The sequence below is a fragment of the Ramlibacter sp. genome, from assembly GCF_028291745.1.
Lineage (GTDB): Bacteria > Pseudomonadota > Gammaproteobacteria > Burkholderiales > Burkholderiaceae_C > Ramlibacter.
The window spans coordinates 1-18,709 of sequence record NZ_JAQGNQ010000020.1; the positions used below are offsets into that span (position 1 = coordinate 1).

At 66.9% G+C, this 18,709-nt stretch carries 21 protein-coding genes and 1 pseudogene; 12 read left to right on the forward strand and 10 right to left on the reverse strand.

What is annotated here, in order from left to right; translation table 11 throughout:
- Positions 1–465 precede the first annotated feature (465 nt).
- Positions 466–1,260, reverse strand: coding sequence for an alpha/beta hydrolase (locus JWP60_RS02990; protein ID WP_299786237.1), 795 nt, complete (start codon positions 1,258–1,260; stop codon positions 466–468).
- A gap of 167 nt (positions 1,261–1,427) precedes the next feature.
- Between JWP60_RS02990 and JWP60_RS02995 the strand changes: the two genes are divergently transcribed.
- From JWP60_RS02995 to JWP60_RS03020, 6 genes are all read left to right on the forward strand, one after another.
- The gene (locus JWP60_RS02995; RefSeq protein WP_299786239.1) at positions 1,428–2,270 is read left to right on the forward strand and encodes an IclR family transcriptional regulator; all 843 of its coding nucleotides are present in this window, start codon (positions 1,428–1,430) and stop codon (positions 2,268–2,270) included.
- Between the two features lie 133 nt (positions 2,271–2,403).
- Positions 2,404–3,399, forward strand: a complete 996-nt coding sequence (locus tag JWP60_RS03000) for a tripartite tricarboxylate transporter substrate binding protein (RefSeq protein ID WP_299786241.1) — start codon at positions 2,404–2,406, stop codon at positions 3,397–3,399.
- 42 nt (positions 3,400–3,441) lie between these two features.
- Positions 3,442–4,554, forward strand: coding sequence for an LLM class flavin-dependent oxidoreductase (locus JWP60_RS03005; protein ID WP_299786243.1), 1,113 nt, complete (start codon positions 3,442–3,444; stop codon positions 4,552–4,554).
- Positions 4,555–4,568: 14 nt separating this feature from the next.
- Positions 4,569–5,075: a flavin reductase family protein gene (locus JWP60_RS03010; protein ID WP_299786245.1), complete on the forward strand. Its 507-nt coding sequence runs from the start codon at positions 4,569–4,571 to the stop codon at positions 5,073–5,075.
- 11 nt (positions 5,076–5,086) lie between these two features.
- On the forward strand, positions 5,087–5,605 hold the full coding sequence (locus JWP60_RS03015) for a carboxymuconolactone decarboxylase family protein (RefSeq protein ID WP_299786247.1): 519 nt from the start codon (positions 5,087–5,089) through the stop codon (positions 5,603–5,605).
- Positions 5,606–5,658: 53 nt separating this feature from the next.
- A complete protein-coding gene (locus tag JWP60_RS03020) occupies positions 5,659–6,636 on the forward strand; it encodes a tripartite tricarboxylate transporter substrate binding protein (protein WP_299786249.1) in 978 nt (325 codons plus the stop codon).
- Positions 6,637–6,796: 160 nt separating this feature from the next.
- Here JWP60_RS03020 and JWP60_RS03025 read toward each other — a convergent pair whose 3' ends face one another.
- The 4 genes from JWP60_RS03025 to JWP60_RS03040 all read right to left on the reverse strand — a co-directional run bounded on the left by JWP60_RS03025 (position 6,797) and on the right by JWP60_RS03040 (position 11,112).
- Positions 6,797–7,930 carry a hypothetical protein gene (locus JWP60_RS03025; RefSeq protein WP_299786251.1) on the reverse strand — a complete coding sequence of 378 codons (1,134 nt, stop codon included), beginning with the start codon at positions 7,928–7,930 and terminating at the stop codon, positions 6,797–6,799.
- Positions 7,931–8,067: 137 nt separating this feature from the next.
- Positions 8,068–9,105: a VWA domain-containing protein gene (locus JWP60_RS03030; protein WP_299786253.1), complete on the reverse strand. Its 1,038-nt coding sequence runs from the start codon at positions 9,103–9,105 to the stop codon at positions 8,068–8,070.
- Between the two features lie 387 nt (positions 9,106–9,492).
- Positions 9,493–9,978 carry a hypothetical protein gene (locus JWP60_RS03035; RefSeq protein WP_299786255.1) on the reverse strand — a complete coding sequence of 162 codons (486 nt, stop codon included), beginning with the start codon at positions 9,976–9,978 and terminating at the stop codon, positions 9,493–9,495.
- A gap of 9 nt (positions 9,979–9,987) precedes the next feature.
- Positions 9,988–11,112, reverse strand: coding sequence for a HigA family addiction module antitoxin (locus tag JWP60_RS03040; RefSeq protein WP_299786257.1), 1,125 nt, complete (start codon positions 11,110–11,112; stop codon positions 9,988–9,990).
- Between the two features lie 134 nt (positions 11,113–11,246).
- On the opposite strand from JWP60_RS03040, the gene JWP60_RS03045 reads away from it, so the two are divergent.
- Positions 11,247–12,056 carry an IS1 family transposase gene (locus JWP60_RS03045; RefSeq protein ID WP_299786258.1) on the forward strand — a complete coding sequence of 270 codons (810 nt, stop codon included), beginning with the start codon at positions 11,247–11,249 and terminating at the stop codon, positions 12,054–12,056.
- Here JWP60_RS03045 and JWP60_RS03050 read toward each other — a convergent pair.
- The 3 genes from JWP60_RS03050 to JWP60_RS03060 all read right to left on the reverse strand — a co-directional run bounded on the left by JWP60_RS03050 (position 12,053) and on the right by JWP60_RS03060 (position 14,504).
- Positions 12,053–12,295 carry a hypothetical protein gene (locus tag JWP60_RS03050; protein ID WP_299786259.1) on the reverse strand — a complete coding sequence of 81 codons (243 nt, stop codon included), beginning with the start codon at positions 12,293–12,295 and terminating at the stop codon, positions 12,053–12,055. The two genes, JWP60_RS03045 and JWP60_RS03050, sit on opposite strands and share 4 nt — an antisense overlap.
- Positions 12,296–12,696: 401 nt before the next feature.
- On the reverse strand, positions 12,697–14,214 hold the full coding sequence (locus tag JWP60_RS03055; protein WP_299786261.1) for a protein adenylyltransferase SelO: 1,518 nt from the start codon (positions 14,212–14,214) through the stop codon (positions 12,697–12,699).
- A 38-nt stretch (positions 14,215–14,252) separates the two neighbouring features.
- Positions 14,253–14,504, reverse strand: coding sequence for a hypothetical protein (locus tag JWP60_RS03060; protein ID WP_299786263.1), 252 nt, complete (start codon positions 14,502–14,504; stop codon positions 14,253–14,255).
- Between the two features lie 187 nt (positions 14,505–14,691).
- Here JWP60_RS03060 and JWP60_RS03065 point away from each other — a divergent pair, with 187 nt between their 5' ends.
- A complete protein-coding gene (locus JWP60_RS03065; protein ID WP_299786264.1) occupies positions 14,692–15,003 on the forward strand; it encodes a hypothetical protein in 312 nt (103 codons plus the stop codon).
- Between the two features lie 67 nt (positions 15,004–15,070).
- Here the strand turns inward: JWP60_RS03065 and JWP60_RS03070 are convergent, their stop codons facing one another.
- The gene (locus JWP60_RS03070) at positions 15,071–15,496 is read right to left on the reverse strand and encodes an RcnB family protein (RefSeq protein ID WP_299786265.1); all 426 of its coding nucleotides are present in this window, start codon (positions 15,494–15,496) and stop codon (positions 15,071–15,073) included.
- A gap of 168 nt (positions 15,497–15,664) precedes the next feature.
- Here JWP60_RS03070 and JWP60_RS03075 point away from each other — a divergent pair, with 168 nt between their 5' ends.
- Together JWP60_RS03075 and JWP60_RS03080 are read left to right on the forward strand one after the other, a co-directional pair.
- On the forward strand, positions 15,665–16,264 hold the full coding sequence (locus tag JWP60_RS03075; RefSeq protein ID WP_299786267.1) for a M15 family metallopeptidase: 600 nt from the start codon (positions 15,665–15,667) through the stop codon (positions 16,262–16,264).
- 74 nt (positions 16,265–16,338) lie between these two features.
- Entirely contained in the window at positions 16,339–16,638 is a 300-nt protein-coding gene (locus JWP60_RS03080) for a hypothetical protein (RefSeq protein WP_299786269.1), read from the forward strand.
- A 7-nt stretch (positions 16,639–16,645) separates the two neighbouring features.
- On the opposite strand, the gene JWP60_RS03085 is transcribed toward JWP60_RS03080, so the two are convergent.
- Positions 16,646–17,959, reverse strand: coding sequence for an NAD(P)/FAD-dependent oxidoreductase (locus JWP60_RS03085; RefSeq protein WP_299786270.1), 1,314 nt, complete (start codon positions 17,957–17,959; stop codon positions 16,646–16,648).
- Between the two features lie 110 nt (positions 17,960–18,069).
- On the opposite strand from JWP60_RS03085, the gene JWP60_RS03090 reads away from it, so the two are divergent.
- Positions 18,070–18,414 carry a hypothetical protein gene (locus JWP60_RS03090; RefSeq protein WP_299786272.1) on the forward strand — a complete coding sequence of 115 codons (345 nt, stop codon included), beginning with the start codon at positions 18,070–18,072 and terminating at the stop codon, positions 18,412–18,414.
- Positions 18,415–18,486: 72 nt separating this feature from the next.
- Positions 18,487–18,709 (forward strand): annotated as a pseudogene (locus tag JWP60_RS03095) (hypothetical protein); the annotation flags it as partial.

The window sequence follows — 18,709 nt, forward strand, 5'->3', positions numbered from 1 at the left end:
CCGCGTACGTGCACTGACTCGCGGACGTGTGATCGAGCGGAGAGTTTGGCTGCGCAGCAGTCAAACTCGCAGCGAGTTCGGCCGCGCGGGCCGCAAGACCGGCCAGCGCAGGTTTGCCCGATCGCGCTTTGCGCGATCGGGACGCCCCGCCGCGCGCCGCAGCCCGCCCGCATGCGGCTTTGCCGCCCCGGTCGCTTGTCGTGGCGCACTGACGTCAGGCCTTTTCAAGTCTCCTGACGACACTAGGCCTCTTCGGCGTCTGAACAGGGACATGCTCGAACGTGCTATTCCGGACAGCAGTGGGGCTTGACCCGGGATCCACGACGGCGCTTGACTGACCGCCGAATGGATTGCGGGTCAAGCCCGCAATGACATCCTGAATGGATTGCAGGTCAAGCCCGCAGTGACCTCCTGAATGGATGGCGGGTCAAACCCGCAATGACATTCCCCATTCGCCTGTGATGTTCAGCGCGCGGCCTGAGCGAGGAACCCCAGCAGCTTCTCCACGAATTCCTGCGGACTTTCCAGCATCGGGAAATGCCCGCAGTCCTGCATGATGGCGATGCGGTCCTTGCCGATCTTCTGCTCCAGCGGTTCGCGTCCGTCGCCCACCGGGCCGTTGCTGCCCAGGATCGCGAAGGTCGGCACGGTGAGAGCCGCCAGCGCCCCGAGGCAGTCGTATTCGCGCACCGCCCACATCGCATCCATCATCGTGTGCGCGCCGGCCTTGCAGCGGTCGACGTTCCAGCGCTTGTGCAGCTCCGGCGTGAGGCCGCGAATGCGCGAGGTCACGGCTTCGAAGGGCTGCACCGGCAGCGCGAAGTTGCCTTCGACCGAGAACCACCGTTTGGCCCACGCTTCACCCGAGCGGATCGGCGTCTCCACCAGCACCAGCGAAGCGAGCCGCTGCGCATGCCGCTGCCCCAGCGCGAGGCAGATCACGCCGCCAATCGACGTGCCAGCCACGGCCGCCCGCTGGATGCCCACCGCATCCATCCACGCGACCACGGCATCGGCGTACATCTCATAGGTGTAGTGCTTGCCCAGCGGATCCGAGTCGCCCTGGCCCGGCAGGTCGAGCGCGTAGACGCGATGCTTGCGGGCCAGTCCCTCGATCACGGACTGGAATTCGTACAGCGAGCAGCCGTTGCTGTGCAGCAGGACCAGGGGCGGTCCGTCGCCGGCCACGGCGTGATGGATGCGGCCCATGGAGGTCTGGACAAATGCCTCCTGCCAGCGCGGGTCGGAAGTTCCGATCATGAGATTCCTTGGTTCGATGCGATCAGCCGTCGCGATGACGGCGGCGCAGTATAGGGAGCGCTGCCGCGGTCCGTGCCCACGCAAGCAGGCCGCAGGGAACGCAGTCCCCGATAATTCCACACTATGAGAACTTGCCACGGCCTGCCCCATCTACGCGAGGCGGCGCGATGAGCGCCGGCACCGAAGGCGCGCAGAGCATCGCGCGCGCCGCGCTGCTGCTGCGCGCCCTGTCGACCTTCGGCACCGCCGGCTCCGCGCTGATGGAGATCAGCGCGCTCACCGGGCTGGCCAAGGCGACGGCGCATCGCATGCTGTCGGCACTCGTCGAACAGCGCCTGGTCGAACGACCGCCCGGCACCCGTCGCTATCGGCTCGGTCCGGACATCTTCGCCTTCGGCATCGGCATCCATGAGTGCTACGACGTGCAGCGACTCGCGGGCCCCTCCCTGGAACGGGTCGCCAGCGAAGCCGGTGTCACGGTGTACCTGGGAGTGCGCAGCGGCTTCGACATGCTGTGCCTGGCCAAGGTGGAAGGCAGCGCCGAGAAGCTGCCGCTGCTGCTGCACGTGAATGACCGCTGGCCCTTGGGCATAGGCTCTTTCAGCCTGGCGATGCTGGCCTTCCTGCCGGAGCGCGAGATCGCCGAGATCATCGCCTTCAATGGCCAGCGCGTGCGCGACGAGGACACGCTCACCTACAGCCACATGGAAGCGTCGATCCGCAAGACGCGCCGCAACGGCTACGCCAAGCGGACCATGCGCTCCTACCGGGGCATCGCCGGGGTCGCCGCCCCGGTGTTCGATGCGCGCGGCTACCCGATCGCCTCGCTCTGCGCGGTGTCGGCGGCCGGGCGCATGAACGGCGCCTTCCTCACGTCGGTGGCCCAGAAGCTCAAGCGCGAGGCGACGCTGATCGGCCAGCTGTACGAGAGCGGGCGGCTGCAGCGCCAGCAGGAGGAGAACTGGCGCGTGGCGGTACGCGGTTCGTCGCCGGCGCATCGCCCGGAATGAGCCCTGGCGCGCCCGCCAGCAAATTCCGCATGTTGGAACCGCGCCCCTCGCCCGCCTGGAGGCTGCTCCCTATACTGGCCCGTGACCCACGCCGCCGAGCGCGGGCACGTGCCAACAACAAGGAGACAAGCTCATGCGATTTTCCCGCGGCCTGGTGCGGCGCCTCGGATCCGTCTGGCTGCTGGCGGCGTTGTTCGCCGCTGCGCTGGGCGTGACCGGTGCGGCACGCGCACAGCAGCCTTATCCCTCGCAGCCGATCCGCATCGTCGTGCCGTTCGCATCCGGCGGCTCGAGCGACATCGTGGCCCGCGTCTTCGGCGAGTACCTGCAAAAGGAATCGGGACAGCCCGTCATCGTGGAGAACCGGGCCGGTGCGAACGGCATCATCGGCACGCAGTTCGTGAAGAACGCGGCGGCCGACGGCTACACGCTGGAGCTGGCCACCAACACCACGCATGCGGCCAACGAGAGCCTGTACAAGAAGCTGCCCTATGACTCGCTGAAGGACTTCGAGCACATCGCGCCCTTCGGCACTTCCGCCTCGGTGGCGATGGTGACCAAGCAGTCGGGGATCAAGTCGGTTGCGGAGCTGGCGGCCTACGCCAAGGCGCATCCCGGCAAGGTGTTCTTCGGCTACTACAACTCCGCCTCGCAGATGGCCGGCGAGCTGTTCCGCGTGAAGTCCGGCGCCCCCATGCAGGGGGTCTCGTACAAGGCCATCGGCAACGCGGTCACCGACCTCATGGGCGGGCAGATCCAGGTGATCTTCATGGAGTACCTGCCGGCCATTCCGCAGGTGAAGGCCAACACGCTGGTGCCCCTGGGCGTGAGCGCGGCCAAACGCTACAAGTTCTGGCCCAACGTGCCCACGATTGCGGAGACCTATCCGGGCTACGAACTGGGCTTCCACCTGGGTCTGGCCGCGCCCGCGGGCACCCCGCCCGAAGTGCTGAACAGGCTGCATCGCTGGGTGGAGCAGGCGCTGGCCGATCCGAAGTTCGCGGCCAAGCTCGATGAACTCGGCATGGAGCCACTGCGCATGTCGCGCGAGAACTACCAGAAATACTCGGTCGAACAGCTGCATCGCTGGGCCGACTACGTCAAGGCCGCCGGCGTCGAGCCGCAATAAGCGACCGAGCCCGTCTTCCACTTTTCCATCCAAGGACCGACCATGCGCCTGGGCTACTTCACCATGCCCCTGCACCCCTTGCATCGCGACGCCACCGAGACGATGCACGAGGACCGCGAGACCATCATCTTCGCCGACCAGCTCGGGTTCTACGACGCTTTCGTCGGCGAGCACCTGACGGACCAGGCCGAGAACGTGACCAACAGCCTGCTGTTCCTGGCCACGCTGATCTTCAGCACGAAGAACATCAAGCTGGGTTCGGGCACTTCGAATCTCTCGCACTCGCACCCGACGCTGCTGGCGGCGCAGGCGGCGATGTTCGACCACCTGGCCAAGGGCCGCTTCATCTTCGGCATCAGCCCCGGCGCGCTGAATTCCGACGCCGAGGCCCTGGGCATCCTGGACCAGGACCGGAACAAGATGTTCGCCGAAGCGATCGACGTGATCCTCGCCATCTGGCAACGCGAGGCGCCGTACAACATCGACTTCCCGGACAACCGCTTCAAGGTGACGACGGCCACGACCGCCGTCCCCGAGATCGGCCGCGGCATCATGCTCAAGCCCTACCAGAAGCCGCTGCCCGAGATCGTGGGCACGGTGGTGGCGCCGTTCTCCAGGGGCGTGGTGGCCATGGGCCAGCGCGACTTCCACCCGATGTCGGCCAACTTCCTGCTGCCGCACTGGCTGGCGAGCCACTGGACCAACTATGCCGAGGGCAAGCGTTCGGTGGGCGTCGTGCCGCAGACGCAGGACTGGCGTATCGCCCGCACCATCTTCGTGGCCGACAACGATGCGGTGGCCCGCTCCTACGGCCGTGACGACGCGAACAGCCCCTACCGCTACTACTATCGCCAGATGCTGACCAAGATGATGCTGTCCAAGCGGCACGTCATCTTCAAGAAACACAAGGACGAAGACGACAGCCAGGTCACGCTCGATCGCCTGCTCGACGAGCTGGTGATCACCGGCACCGCCAACGAGGTGGCCGACAAGATCCTGGCGCTGCGCGAGCAGGTCGGCGACTTCGGCGAGATCGTGTATGCCGGCATGGACCTGGTCGATCCCAAGCTGGGACGGCGCTCGATGGAGCTGATGGCCAACGCCGTGATGCCGCAGGTGAACGCCGCCATCCGGCCGGCGCAAGAGGCGGCCTGACCGGCCCGACGCACATGCCCATCACCTCCGACCAGTACCGGCAGATCATGCGGCGCTACCCCGCCGCGGTGACCATCATCAGCACCGGCCGCGCACCTGAACGCTCCGGCATGACCGCGACCGCGGTGATGTCGCTCTCGGCCGAGCCGGTGCGCGTGGTGTGCGCCATCAACCGCTCCAGCCTGACCTTCGCGCACATGGAGCGCAACGGCTTCTTCTGCGTCAACACGCTGTCGCAGGAGCAGACCGAACTGGCGACCCTGTTTGCCGGGCGTGATACCCGCTTCGGCGAGGAGCGCTTTTCCGAGCAGCACTGGACCACGCTGGAGTCGGGCGCACCCGTGCTGCGCCAGGCCGTGATGGCGCTGGACTGCCGCTTGAACCAATGCATCGAGATGGGCACGCACGCGCTGGTGATCGGCGACGTGCTGGCGGGGACGGTCGTTGCAACGCAGCCGCCGCTGCTCTATGTGGACGGGCGATGGGCAGGCCTGGACACGCGCCTCGCCTGCGCCGCCTGAAGGAGCACACCATGCGCATTGCACCGATCGCTCCCGGCACCCGTCCCGAACTCGCGCCGCAGGAAGAGCGCATCCTCACCGCCCGCGGGCGCATCTCGCCGCTGTACCAAGTGCTGTTGAACAGCCCGCCGATCGCCGACGGCTGGGAGCAGATGCTCTCCGCCGTGCGCAACCGCAGCAGCCTGCCGGCCGACGTGCGCGAGCTGGTGATCCTGCGCGTGGCCGTGCTCAATCGCGCACCGTACGAATTCGAGGCGCACGTGCCGCATGCGCGCGCTGCCGGCGCGAGCGAGGCGCTGATCGAGGCGATGCGCGCAGTGCCGCTGGCCGACGCGGCCCCGGTGAGCGAATCGCAGCGCGTGGCCGTGCGGCTCGCCGATGCGATGACGCGCGACATCGAAGTGCCCGATGCGTTGTACGAGCAGGTGCAGGCCTGCTTCGGCCCGCAGATGCAGCTGGACCTGGTGGCTACCATCGCTGCCTACAACATGGTGTCGCGGCTGCTGGTGGCCTTGCAGATCGGCCATTGAGCCGCCGGCGCGCAGGCGCCGCTTTCCAAGAACAAGACAGGAGACAAATCGAGATGGTGAATACCTACGGAATCGCAGTGCGCTGCGTCCTCGCGGCCCTGGCACTGGTGGGCGCAGGCGCCGCCGAGAGCGCGGACGCGTGGCCCACCCGGCCCATCCACCTGATCGTGCCGTATGCGGCCGGCGGCTTCTCCGACCAGTCGGCCCGCGCCATCGGCAAGGCCTTGTCGGAGGAGCTGAAGCAGCCGGTGGTGATCGACAACCGCGGTGGCGCTGGCGGGCGCATCGGCGCCGAGGCCGTCTCGCGCATGGCGCCCGACGGCTACAACCTGCTGCTCACCACCAACGGCACGCACACGTACATGGCGGTGACCGAGAAGTCGCTCACCTACGACCCGGTCAAGGACTTCACGCCGGTCTCCGAAATCGCTTCGTATGGCCTGCTGATGGTGATCAACCCCCGCGTGCCGGCGAAGAACGTGCGCGAGTTCATCGCCTATGCCAAGGCCCATCCCGACAAGCTCAGTTATGCGAGCTCGGGCCCGGGCAGCGGACTGCAGTTCGCGGGCGAGGTGTTCAAGTCGATGGCCGGCATCCACATGACGCACGTGCCGTACAAGGGATCCGGCCCCGGGCTGCTGGACGTGGTGTCCGACAATTGCCAGGTGATCTTCGCGGGCGAGGCCAAGCCCTTCGTCGACGCCGGCAAGGTGCGTTTGCTGGGCACCACCAGCGCTGCGCGCGATCCGCGCTTTCCCAACGTGCCGACGATTGCCGAAGGGGGGCTTCCGGGCTACGACCTGACCTACTGGGTGGCGCTGTTCGGCCCGCCCGGACTGCCGACCGAGGTGCGCGAGCGGCTGGCGCTCGCCGTGAAGCACATCCTGCAGGACGAGTCGCTGAAGACGCAGTTCACCACGCTGGGCCTGGTGCCCGTGGGCAGCACGCCGGAGCAACTGGTGGAGCAGATCCGCAGCGAGACGGGCAAGCTGCGGGCGATCGCGGCGAGCACCGGAATCGTCAGTCCATGATGCTGGCGGGATGTCATCGCGGGGGTTGACCCTCCCCCCGGATGTCATCCCGGGCTTGACCCGGGATCCACGACGGCACTTCATCGATCGCCGCATGGATTGCGGGTCCAGCCCGCAATGACATCTGGCCCGATCGCGGGTCAAGCCCGCAACGACATCCCTACCGCGCCGCTGCCTGCCGCAGCAACTCGTAGTCCGGCTTGCTCTTCGGGCTCATCGTCTGGCGGAAGTACCAGTAAAAGCCGCCGCCGATGAAGGCCGGCTCGGACGACGTATAGCCGTAGAAGCGCTGGATCAGCTCGGCGCGCACCGCGTTGTCGGTGGGCAGCGTGCCGCCCCAGCCGAATTCGCCGAATCCCACCTTGGCGTTGGGAAAGCGCTGGGCGAGACCGGCGAACATCTTGTCGATCTCCGACTGCGTCAGCTTGTGGCCGCCGTTCTGGTCCTCGTAGTAGCTCACCAGCACGTAGTCGAGGCCGGTGCGCAGGCGGTGCCCCGCGGGGATGTTGGCGTCGATCCAGGGCAGCATGTCGTGCCCCGGCGTCGCCGGGTTCTCGTAGTAGAAGGTCACGGCGGTGCGCTTGCCGTACGCCTTCGCGGCGTCGTACATCGCCTCGATCTTGCCGACCGGGTCGCTGCCCACCCAGTTGCCGTTGACCTCGTTGCCCACTTCCCAGATCGGCGCCGCGTCCTGCAGAGCGTCCAGGTAGCGGCGTGCGCGATCGCCCGCCTGCGTCGCGTCGACCTTCTTCATGTCCGAAGAGTCCAGGGGCAGCGCCATCACGTCGGCCACCGCAGCGAGCCGGCGCACCGAGGACACATAGTCCGCGGGCTGCGTGCCCTGGTCCAGCACCACTCGCAGCACCGGCCGCCGCGGCAGCGAGGCGAGCGCATCGACCTGCGAGGCCGTGTCCCCATTGGGATCGTCGGTGGTCACGCCCAGCATCGGCCAGGCGTGTTGGACGGCGGGGAGGATGGGGGTCGTCACGGGCAGGGCAGGGGCAGCGACCGCAACAGCCGGTGCCGTCACGGCAAGGGTCGGGGCAGTCACGACGACTGCCGCCGGCAAGCTTGCCACTGGCGCGGACGTCACCACCGCGGGCGATTGCACCACGTCAGGGGCCGCCGGATCGGACGGGGTCGTCACGACCGAGGCCGGCTCGGCCACGGAGGACGAGGCCGCCAGCGGCGACGACGAGCTGCCGCCACCCCCGCAGGAACAAAGCGCGATCGCGAGGACCGGGGCGAAGCGCCGCAGCAGGGCGGCGATGGAAGGCAGGCGGAACGGGGACATGGCGTGCGGGCCTGGCGAGCCAGGCGAGACGAAGCGCAAAGCGCTGAGCTAGAGTAGCTCGACTATGGTCGCCGCATGCTTTTTGCACCAGACCCTCACGGGTCGGTGCCGCCATACCTCTGCAGTTCGTGGAAGAGTTACGGTTCCAGCCGCCGGAACCACAGCACCGACAGCACGCCGGCCGTCACCAGCAGCAGTGCCGAGGCCAGCGCCACCAAGCCTGTGAGCTCGGTTTCCCGCGTCAGCACCTGCATCCGCGTGCCCAGGTTGCGGTAGACGCTGCGCAGCGTCTCCGCGGTGCCGGCGTGGTAGTACTCGCCGCCGGTCATGCGCGCCACCTCGCGCAGCGTCGGCTCGTCCAGCTGCATGTAGATGGGCATGCCTTCCGGCGTGGCGACATCGCCGCTGACGGTGCCCAGGCCCACCACGTAGATGCGCACGCCGCGATCGGCAGCCATCCTGGCCGCATCCAGGGTCTCGATGCCGACGGTCCGGCGACCGTCACTCAGCAGGACGATCGCCGCGGAGGGGTAGGAACCCGGCGGCACCGGCGCGACCTGCTTGGGTGCAGGCTTGCCCCGCTCGTCCAGGCTGCGGCCCTGCGGCTTGCGGCCGAGGCTGAGCTCCTCGACGTCGATGTGCTGCTCGGGAAACAGCTCCGCCAGGCAGGTGACGATGGCGTCGCCGACCGCGGTGCCCAATTGCATCTGGAAGCCGTCGATCGCCTGTGTCAGCGCTCCGCGGTCCAGCGTCGCCCGCTGCACCACCTGGCTGCCGCCGGCGAACGTGACAAGCCCGACCTCGACGCCCTTGGGCAGGTCGCGCAGGAACAGCTTGGCGGCATCCTGGGCCGCGGCCATGCGGCTCGGCTGCACATCGGAGACGCGCATGCTCAGCGACACGTCGATGGCCATCATGATCGACGACCGGGCCCAGGGCAGCGGCACGCGCGCCTCGGGCCGCGCGCTCGCCAGCAGCAGGCCGGCCAGCGCCAGCAGCATCAGCGCGGGCGGAACGTGCCGCCGCAGGTTGCGGCCGGTGGCCGCGCGCAGCAGCGCGACGCTGCTGAAGCGCACCGCCCGCTGGTCCCTGCGGCGGAGCAGCCAGACGTAGGCGGCCGGCAGCAGCGGCAATGCCAGCATCAGCCAAAGCAGTCGGGGCCACTGGAAATCCATGGGCGGGGCCTTGCAGTTGGACGGCGCGCGAACGGGAGGGGCGCGCAAGCGCCCTTGGCAGGATCGTGCCCGTGAAGCAGAAGGTTTTCAAGCGGCCCCGCCGCCGGGTACTGGTTCAAGCTGCTCCCGTCACCGTTACAAAACAGTTTCGGACCTGACCTCCCCCTGCTACGCTCCCTCTATGACCCGCAAAGACTTCACCCAGGTAGCCCTCGATGTGGTGCGCCAGGCTACGGGCGAGACACCCAAGCCCTCACCGTCACCAGTTGCAGTAGCGCGAAGAAAGGCAGGCCAAAAGGGTGGTCCGAAGCGGGCCGCAACCTTAACGCCAGAACAGCGCGCGGACATTGCGCGAACGGCCGCGAGCGCACGTTGGAAGAAAAGCCCTTAGGCGGCTTCGCCCTCGCCGAAGCCAGGCGAGTTCAGACGCTCCTCGACGTCATACGTGAAGTCCATGTCGAGTTGAATCTGCGGCTCGTTGGGATGCTTGCTGTTCCAAATCGTCTCGTCGATCTTGAGGTGAACAGCATCACCAACCATCTGCTGACGACGGTCCGAGAGTGACCACAGCATTTGCGGATGCGTCGCGTCTTCCATGTCCACCCACAGCACGTACTGCCGCCCATCGCGGGTTCGTTGCCGGAGCGCATGGTTCGCGCGGTAGGACAATCCTGTCTTGGGGTCCACGCGGTATTCGGCACGCGCTGCATCCGCCAGTTGCGCTGCGAAGAGTTCGCGGGCGGTCTTTGGCTTCGGCATCGTCGCGCCGCGCTCGATCGCCCAAGCCGCGACCAAGTCCATGTCGACCGTCTTGTCGCCAGTCTCGACTTTGTAGCGCTGGATCAGCGCCTGTAGCTGCTCATTCCTGGTCACAGATGCTCCTTAGCGAATGCCGACTGGGGCGACGTCGCCCCAGCCATCAACGACTGCGCTCGGGAGAACGCGATCACGAATCTTGACGAGGTGCGACCTAAATAGGTCGTACCTCCCGGTCCGGAATTGGATCTGTCCAGCGACAAGGGCCGGATGCACGCCGAGCACCTTCGCAAGACCAAGGAAGTCGCGTTCCGGAAAAATTGGCGCCTTCCGCTGAATGAAGCTGTCGACGCGCGCCCTCGGGGCACAAAAATCCGAGGCAACCGCGTTAGCCATCTTCTCTTCTTCGTCGACGACGGTGCCATTCAGGTCAACGTCGAGTGACGGGTCAGTCATCCCATGCTTCTGGAGAACATGCTCCAACTCATGCCGTAGCACGAACCAGAAGTTGTCCATGCGATCGAATCGCAGCGTCATGCCGATGACGGGCGACTGCTCGTTGAGCCATACGCACACGCCGTCGATCTTGGATGACTTCAGCCCTTCGACGACCACTAGCCGGATGCCGCACTCCTGAAGGATGCGAGGAGCGTGCCGAGCTTCTTCTGGCGCACTCAATAGTGACTTCAGCTTTGGAATGGCTGCCCGAGCTGCTCCTTCGTCATAACGCGGCACCAGCAGTTCCCGCGCAATCTGGCGAACACGGTAGAGCCAAGCGAGTTGCGCCGAGGATGGCTGCTCGCCCGCAGACGTCTTCTTGGCGGCGTGCGGAGTTCCTGCAATTTGCGTCGGGTTCTGCCCGTCGAAAAACCGGATGAGCGCTGAGTCAACGGCCTCCAGATCGCGCATGTCTTCAACGTCGATCCATTGACGCTGGATGAGCTCTGCAACTGGCAACTCAGCGAAGAGCTGAGCGCGCATGGCCCGAGCCGGATTGGGGATTGTGATGATCCTGGCCTTGGCTAGGTCAAGGCTGCGCTGAAGCTCCAAGAACCTGTCTGCAGGAATGCCGAACACCTCCTCAAGCGAAATGGCCAGCTCAGGAGTAACGGTCTTCTTGGCGGCGATGACCTTGCTTATGCCAGTCTCTTCGACCTCTAGGACGGCGGCGAGCACCCGGTTCGTCCAGCCGCGCTCCTGCAGCAGCGCATCGATGAGTTGACCGGGGGTCCGGCACTGCGTCTTATCCATTGTGCCGGCGATCGTACACGACTTGCACCAAATCGCAAACTGACGTTTATGCTTGACACATGGGAGTTACAGGCTAGACTTCAAACTGACCCGAACGAAAGCAGACGATAAACAAGCTCTCCCTCCAAGACCGCGTGCAGATCCTCAATGCGCTGTCGGAGGGCATGGGCACCAACGCAGCGGCTCGGGTGACTGGCAAGAGCAAGAACACCATCCTCAAGCTCCTGGCGGACGTGGGCGAGGCGTGCGCGCTGTACCAGGATCGCGTGATGAACAACCTGTCTTGCAAGCGCGTGCAGGTGGACGAGATTTGGAGCTTCGTCGGTCCGAAGCAAAAGAACGTGACTGAGAAGCACCCCATCACCTACGGGGATGTCTACACGTACGCCGCCATCGATCCCGACACGAAGCTCATGCCCTGCTGGTTCGTCGGCCACCGCACCAATGCCTGCACTGAGGCTTTCATGAACGACTTGGCCCCGCGTCTTGCCAATCGCGTCCAACTCACCAGCGACGGGCTTGGCTCCTACCCTCACGCCGTGGACATGGCCTTCGGCGGCAAGGTGGACTATGCAGTGCTGAACAAGTCCTATGCGGACGGCGGCGTACAGAAGGAAGCCAAGCGCCGCTACAGCCCTGCACAGTCCGTCGCGGCGGAAAAGCAAGTGGTCTTCGGCAACCCCGACACCGACCACATTTCGACCTCGCACGTTGAGCGGGCGAACCTCTCAATGCGGATGGGAATGCGCCGCTTCACGCGTCTGACCAATGCGTTCTCCAAGAAGATCGAGAACCACATGGCCGCGATCAGCTTCTACTTCATGGTCTACAACTTCGTGAAGATTCACAGCAGCATCAAGACAACGCCCGCCATGCAGGCGGGCGTGACTGACTTCCTCTGGTCCATGGATGACATCGTCCTCATGGCAGAAACAAACGGCTAGATCGCCATCACGATAGTGGGGCGAACAAAGATCCAATGCCGCGTGCCGCTGAAGTCTTTGAACTCAAGTTCCACGTTGCCGTAATCGTCTTTGCCAACGAGCCGCATACTGGCTCCGCGCGCGGCCCACTGGATCGCCTCTTGATCCTCGCTTGGCAGTCCATGAAGAAGTTCAGGCGGTGCGTGAAGCAGCCGCACGGATGCGCCATCCACTAGGGGCTTACCGTTCACGTCAAGCATTGCTCGCTCCTTTCAACATTCAGGGTTGCACTTGCAAGCTGTGTGCTTTGCCTGGGCGCCCAAGTTGTGTCCAGCCGCCTTCTTCGCTTTCCTAATGGCCTCGTCACAGGTCATGCCTGAAGCCTCACCGAACGCAAAAGAAGGTTCCTTGCCTACATTCTCAGGAATGTTCTCGTTGATGTCCGCACGGCACCTGCATCGATGCCCGGTAGGCGGCCTTCCTGGCTTCGTGTAGGTTCTGGCTGCCAATCCTCACCTCTTTTGTTTTCGCGAAGATGACAGACTCTGTAAGCCAGCGCAACGCTCGTTGGTACTAGGGGCCGGAAAACGTCTCTATTCGGTCGAGCCCTCCGCTTACAGACAAGATTTCAAACTGACCCGCTACCCGCCGCCGCGCGCCCTCAGGTCCCGCAGAATGTCCGGTAGCAGGCGGTGACCGCCGCCGGTGCCGGCTCGGCGAAAGCGGCGTTCGCCGGCAGTTCCTGCCAGGGATCGCGCAGCGCCGCCAGCAGCCGCTCGAAGGGCGCCATGTCGCCCTCGCGCGAGGCGGCCTGCAAGGCCTCTTCCACGCGCTGGTTGCGCGGGATGATCCAGGGGCTGGCACGCCGCATGTGCTCGGCGCGGGCGGGCGGCGCCACCGCGCCTTCCTCCGCGCAGCGCTGCCGCCAGAGGATCAGCCACTCGTGCAGCGCCTGGGGTTGCGCGAACAGCGCCTGCAGCGGCGCTTCGTCGCCGCCAGCGGCATCGGCCAGCCGGCGCCAGCCCAGCGTGAAGTCGACTTGCTGCGCCTGCAGCAGGGCCAGCCAGTCGCGCGCCAGGGCAGCATCCGTGGCGTCGTTCGCTGCGGCCGTGTCCGCCAGTCCCAGCTTGGCGCGCTGTCCGCGCAGCAGCGCGGCCTGGTAGAGATCGGGGAAGGCCTGGATCACCGCCGTCGCTTCCGCCACGGCCCGGTCGGCGGCGGCTTCGCTGGCGTCCTCGACAATCAAGGGCAGCAAGGCTTCGGCCAGCCGCGCCAGGTTCCATTGCGCGATCCCCGGCTGGTTGCCATACGCGTAGCGTCCCTGGCTGTCGATGGAGCTGAAGACCGCTTGCGGATCGTAGGCCTCCAGAAAGGCGCAGGGCCCGTAGTCGATGGTCTCGCCCGAGATCGTCATGTTGTCGGTGTTCATCACGCCATGGATGAAGCCGACGTTCATCCACTGCGCAATGAGCCTGGCCTGGCGCTGCGCCACGCGCCGCAGCAGCGCCAGGTAACGGCCCGGCGCGCCCGTGAGGTCGGGGTCGTGCCGTGCGATCGCGTACTCGGCCAGTTGCCGCAGTTTGTCGATCTCGCCGCGGGCCGCGAAGAACTGGAAGGTGCCCACCCGCAGGTGGCTGGATGCCACGCGCGTCAGCACCGCGCCCGGCAGCATCTCTTCGCGCACCACCGATTCACCAGTGCCGGCCACGGCCAGCGCGCGGGTCGTGGGAATGCCCAGGGCATGCATGGCCTCACCGATCAGCACCTCGCGCAGCATCGGCCCGACCGCCGCCCTGCCGTCGCCGCCGCGCGAGAACGGCGTGCGGCCCGAGCCCTTGAAGGCAAGGTCGCGCCGATGCCCTTGGCGATCGATGATCTCGCCCAGCAGCAAGGCGCGGCCGTCGCCCAGTTGCGGCGAGAAGCCGCCGAACTGGTGGCCCGCATAAGCCTGCGCGATCGGCTGCGCGCCCTGGGGGACCGTGTTGCCGGCGAAGATCGATGCCCCTTCTTCTCCCCGCAGCGCCTGCGCGTCCAGGCCCAGTTCCTCGGCCAGTTCGTCATTGAAGAACAGCAGTCGCGGCGCCGCGACCTGCGCCGGCTGCCACGCGACATAAAGGCCCGTGAGCTCGCGCGCGTAGCTGTTGTCGAAGGGGATGAGGACGGTGGTGGAAGCTTGCATGGAACGGTTGCGGAAAGCGGCCGGTGCTGCCGCGGTGCTCAGCCCTCGCCGAGCGCGAGGGATTCGCCGTGCCCTGGCGTCATGCCGGGGCCGCGGGCCTGGCCTTCTTCGCGCTGCATCTTCTGGTCGATGTTGGCGCAGCAGCCATCGACCGCGATCGGATCGCTGCACGGAAAGGTGTACTGCACCGCGACGTCCAGCACGTCGTCATAGCTGGGATGTTCGCCCAAGGGTTCCTGCCGGTTGCCAGCGGCGAGGGGACCGGTGGCGGACGTGGGAAATGGCGCCATGGCAAGCTCCTGGTTGATCCTGCATTGAGCAGCAAGTGTGCCGCAGTCCCTGTAGGCGCGCTTGGCGCCGGGTTGTCAGGGCGCGTCGAATGCCCGGCCGCCCGCTCGCGCCCACGCAACGCCGATTACAACTCGCGGCTGCCGCGGCAGCCCGGATCGCTTACGCTATCGCGAGGAGACCCCCCGAATGCTGCAATTCATGCGCGCCAAGGCCGATGCCGAAGACGGCTTGCTCGAGAAGTTCACCGCCAATGCCGATTACGGCGGCGAGGAGATGGTGACCGCACAGGCCAACGCGCTGCAGGAATGGGTGCGCACGCATTGCACCGGCATTGCGTGGGTCGAGTTGCTCAAGCGGGTGGAGTACCGGCCGATGGATCCGGAAGGTTTCGTCCCCGAAGAGGAGGACTGGGAACTGTCCGTGTTCTTCAACAATCGCGAGGACGCGCAGCGCTTCGCCAGCTCCTTCGAGATCGTCCCCAAGCCCACCCCGACCTGAGCGCACCCGAACACGACCAGCCCGGCCGGTCGTGGCGACCCGCCGGGCTGCTTGCGGCCAGGAGGCCTTATTGGTTCAGGATCAGGTTGGCGATCAGGCCGGTGGCGACGGCCGCCAGCACGTAATCGTTGCCGACTTGCACCCACTGGTAGCCGCGCGGCGGGCGCGCCAGGCGATGGCCGCGCCAGTCGTCCACCACGTACTGGTGGTTGCGGTATTCATTGGGCAGGAAGCCGCCGCGGCGCCATTCCGGCCCGCGGGCGCCATAGAAGTAGCGCTGCTGCTCGCCGTGCTCGCGCCAGTCGCCGCGGTTGCCCATGCGGCGCTCGTCGTGGCGCTCACCGCGCTGGTTGTCGTGGCGCTCACCGCGCTGCTCGTTGCGGAATTGCCGGCCGTCGTGGTTGCCGTCGCGCTCCCATCCCTGCGCGTACGACACGGAACTGAGGCCCAGAGACGCGATCACCACGCCGGCGAGCATTGCCTTGGATTTCATGGAGTTCTCCCTTGTGTTGCCTCCATGGTGCCCAACTGGCACCGGGACGGGGCCAAGGGAGTGCAAAGAACTTGTCGATATGCACAACGCTGTGCTTGCCAGCGCCGCGGCAGCCTCCAGCTATGCTCGCAGGATTGCCCGTTCCATAAGCCACAGGTTCCTTTTTCGATGCGCTGCGAAGACATTGCCTCCCATTCCCGGTTCCGGCGCCTGTCCACCATTTCGGGCATCGCGGTGGACCTGCGCTATGCCAGCGACCGCAACTTTGTCGGCCACGATCTCTACGGCACGCTGGACTGCGCGTGGCTGCACCGCGATGCCGCGACCGGGCTGGAGCAAGCCGTGGCGCGGCTCGCGCAGCTGGCGCCCGGGTACCGCGTGCTGGTGCTGGATGCGGTGCGGCCGCATCGGGTGCAGGTCGAGCTCTGGGATTTCCTGGAGGGCACGGGGCTGCGGGAGTACGTGGCGGATCCGGCACGTGGATCGATCCACTCCTTCGGCATGGCGCTGGATGCGACGCTGCTCGATGAGCAGGGGCGCGAACTCGACATGGGCACGGGCTACGACGAGATGACCGAGCTCTCGCATCCGCGGCTCGAAGCCCGGCACCTGGCCAGTGGCGAGCTCACGGCGGACCAGCATCGCCATCGCGAACTGCTGCGCGAGGCCCTTCATGCGGGCGGCTTTCGCGGCATCGAGAACGAGTGGTGGCACTTCGAGATGGGCGACCGCCAGGAGGTGCGCGCGTCCTTCCTGCGGGTCGACTGAGCCGTGGCGAGGGGGCGGCCGTACAATCGCCAGCCCTTGGAAGTCCCTCAGGCGCTTTCCTGCGCCGCATCGCCATGAACTTCATCCTGTCGCACCAGGCACTCGACGACGTCCTGCGCAAGAACGGGCTCAAGCCCAATGACCTGGCCGGCATCGACCGCCTGTTCGGCGGCGCCGACGGGTACTACTGGTACCACACCATGCGCCACCTTTGCCCACGTGGCGAAACGATGGTCTGGCACGACGAGGAGGCGATGCGTGCCGCGCTGCAGGACCACGAGAACGAGACGGCCGCCGAGGACGAAGTGAAGCCGCAGCCGCTGAAGCCGGAACACCTGGCGGCGATCGCCAGGCTGCTGGGCGTCCCCGGCTAGTGGCGGCTCACGCGTCCCGCGCACCGGGCTCGATGTCCGCCACCACGCGCGCATAACGCTCGCGGCTCCAGTAGGCCGAGCCCCAGTCGATCAGCACGACCAGCCGGTTGCGAAAGCCGATCAGGAAGTAGATGTGCGCGAACAGCCAGAACATCCAGGCAGGCCAGCCGCTGAATTCGACGTGCCGCCAGGGCGTCCACAGGTCGACCACGGCGGAATTGCGGCCTATCGTGGCCAGGTTGCCGTAGTCGTGATAGCGGAAAGGCTGCGTCGCCTCGCCGCGCAGCCGCCGCAGGATGTTGGCCGCTGCCACGCGCCCCATCTGCTTGGCCGCCGGTGAGACGCCAGGCACGGGCCGGGGCTCGTGGCCGGCGAGCCAGCTCTTCGCCGCCGCCAGGTCGCCGATCACGCTGATGGTCGGGTGACCGGGCACGCTCAGGTCCGGCTCCACCACGACGCGCCCGGCACGGTCGCTCGTCGCCCCCGTGGCCTGTGCGACCTGCTGTCCGAGCGGCGAAGCGGCGACCCCCGCGGCCCACACGATGCAACGGCTGGCGATGCGGTAGGGTGGCGTGTCGTCCCCCGCGTGCACCTCGAGTCCCTCCGCGTCGATCGCCGTGACGCGCGCACCGAGCCGCACCTGCACGCCGAGTTTCTTCAGTTGCCGCTGCGCGCTGGCGCTCAGTTTCTCCGGCATGGCCTGCAGCACGCGCGCGCCGCCTTCGAGCAGCAGGATGTGCGCGCCGGCCGGGTCGATGTGGCGAAACTCGCCAGGCAGCGTGTGGCGCGCGATCTCCGCCAGCGTGCCCGCCAGTTCCACGCCGGTCGGCCCGCCGCCGATGACGACGAAGGTGAGCCAGGCCGCGTGCCGTGCCGGATCGCTTTCCTTCTCCGCTTGCTCGAACGCCAGCAGCACGCGGCGTCGGATCTCGAACGCATCGGCCAGCGTCTTCAGGCCCGGTGCATGCGGCGCCCACTCGTCGTGGCCGAAGTAGCTGTGGGTGGAGCCGGCGGCGACGATCAGGTGGTCGTACGGCACCGAGCCGCCATCGGCGAACCGGACGAGGCGCGCCGCGGGATCGATAGCCACCACTTCGCCGAGCAGCGTGGTGACGTTCTCCTGCTTGCGAAACAGGTGCCGCACCGGCGCGGCGATGGCGGGGGCGGACAGGCCCGCGGTCGCCACCTGGTAGAGCAGCGGCTGGAACAGGTGGTGGTTGGTGCGGTCGACCAGGGTGACCTGGACCTCCGCACCCCGCAGAGCCCGGGCTGCTTCCAGTCCGCCGAAACCGCAGCCGATGATGACGATGCGAACGCTCATGGTGTGTGATCCTCGCCGGCGCGCCTGCCGCGACCGGAACAGGCCCTAGTGTGGCCCTGCGCCTCGCCCGCCGGGCGCGAGTAGCAGTACCATTCGCGCCGGCAATCCTCATGAACGAGCAAGCACTCCAGGCCTGGATACGGCGCCACCTCCGGTGGCTGCTTTGCTTTGCCCTGCTGCTGCCGGTCGCGCAGGTCGCGGGTGCGGTGCACCTGCTCTCGCACCTTGCGCCCACGGAGCAACGGCGGGGCAGCCAGGACGCCGCCGACCCTGCGCAGTGCCAGATCTGTCCTCTCGCCGCCGCCATCAGCAGCGGCGGCGCGCCGAGCACGCCGCCCGTGCTGCGCCTCGATGTCCTGCCCGCGGCCCAGATCGCGCAGGCGGTTCCCGGGCGCGCGGGCAGCACGCCGCGCCGGCTCTTCGACAGCCGCGGGCCTCCTTCGCTCCTGCATTGATTTTCCGATCGCGGCCGCGCGTTCCCCTGGGGACGCGCCACGCCGCTCGTTCTTTCGTGCAAGGAGTCGATCATGAATGCATTGCAGCAAGCCGGCCTGGCGCTCGCTTTCGTTGCCCCTTTCGCCGCCCACGCCGACACGGCCGCGGACCTGCAAACCCTGCGCTCGGAACTGGCCACGATGCGCGCCGATTACGAGGCGCGCATCCAGGCGCTGGAGGGCCGCGTCAAGGCGGCCGAAGCGGTGCAGGCGACTGCCGCGCCGGCGCCCGCTGTGGCGGCCGCGCCCGCAGCTG

Coding starts and splice junctions, on each gene's coding strand:
- JWP60_RS02990 (WP_299786237.1), bottom strand. CDS start 1,260: ATGATCGGAACTTCCGACCCGCGCTGGCAGGAGGCATTTGTCCAGACC.
- JWP60_RS02995 (WP_299786239.1), top strand. CDS start 1,428: ATGAGCGCCGGCACCGAAGGCGCGCAGAGCATCGCGCGCGCCGCGCTG.
- JWP60_RS03000 (WP_299786241.1), top strand. CDS start 2,404: ATGCGATTTTCCCGCGGCCTGGTGCGGCGCCTCGGATCCGTCTGGCTG.
- JWP60_RS03005 (WP_299786243.1), top strand. CDS start 3,442: ATGCGCCTGGGCTACTTCACCATGCCCCTGCACCCCTTGCATCGCGAC.
- JWP60_RS03010 (WP_299786245.1), top strand. CDS start 4,569: ATGCCCATCACCTCCGACCAGTACCGGCAGATCATGCGGCGCTACCCC.
- JWP60_RS03015 (WP_299786247.1), top strand. CDS start 5,087: ATGCGCATTGCACCGATCGCTCCCGGCACCCGTCCCGAACTCGCGCCG.
- JWP60_RS03020 (WP_299786249.1), top strand. CDS start 5,659: ATGGTGAATACCTACGGAATCGCAGTGCGCTGCGTCCTCGCGGCCCTG.
- JWP60_RS03025 (WP_299786251.1), bottom strand. CDS start 7,930: ATGTCCCCGTTCCGCCTGCCTTCCATCGCCGCCCTGCTGCGGCGCTTC.
- JWP60_RS03030 (WP_299786253.1), bottom strand. CDS start 9,105: ATGGATTTCCAGTGGCCCCGACTGCTTTGGCTGATGCTGGCATTGCCG.
- JWP60_RS03040 (WP_299786257.1), bottom strand. CDS start 11,112: ATGGATAAGACGCAGTGCCGGACCCCCGGTCAACTCATCGATGCGCTG.
- JWP60_RS03050 (WP_299786259.1), bottom strand. CDS start 12,295: ATGCTTGACGTGAACGGTAAGCCCCTAGTGGATGGCGCATCCGTGCGG.
- JWP60_RS03055 (WP_299786261.1), bottom strand. CDS start 14,214: ATGCAAGCTTCCACCACCGTCCTCATCCCCTTCGACAACAGCTACGCG.
- JWP60_RS03060 (WP_299786263.1), bottom strand. CDS start 14,504: ATGGCGCCATTTCCCACGTCCGCCACCGGTCCCCTCGCCGCTGGCAAC.
- JWP60_RS03065 (WP_299786264.1), top strand. CDS start 14,692: ATGCTGCAATTCATGCGCGCCAAGGCCGATGCCGAAGACGGCTTGCTC.
- JWP60_RS03070 (WP_299786265.1), bottom strand. CDS start 15,496: ATGAAATCCAAGGCAATGCTCGCCGGCGTGGTGATCGCGTCTCTGGGC.
- JWP60_RS03075 (WP_299786267.1), top strand. CDS start 15,665: ATGCGCTGCGAAGACATTGCCTCCCATTCCCGGTTCCGGCGCCTGTCC.
- JWP60_RS03080 (WP_299786269.1), top strand. CDS start 16,339: ATGAACTTCATCCTGTCGCACCAGGCACTCGACGACGTCCTGCGCAAG.
- JWP60_RS03085 (WP_299786270.1), bottom strand. CDS start 17,959: ATGAGCGTTCGCATCGTCATCATCGGCTGCGGTTTCGGCGGACTGGAA.
- JWP60_RS03090 (WP_299786272.1), top strand. CDS start 18,070: ATGAACGAGCAAGCACTCCAGGCCTGGATACGGCGCCACCTCCGGTGG.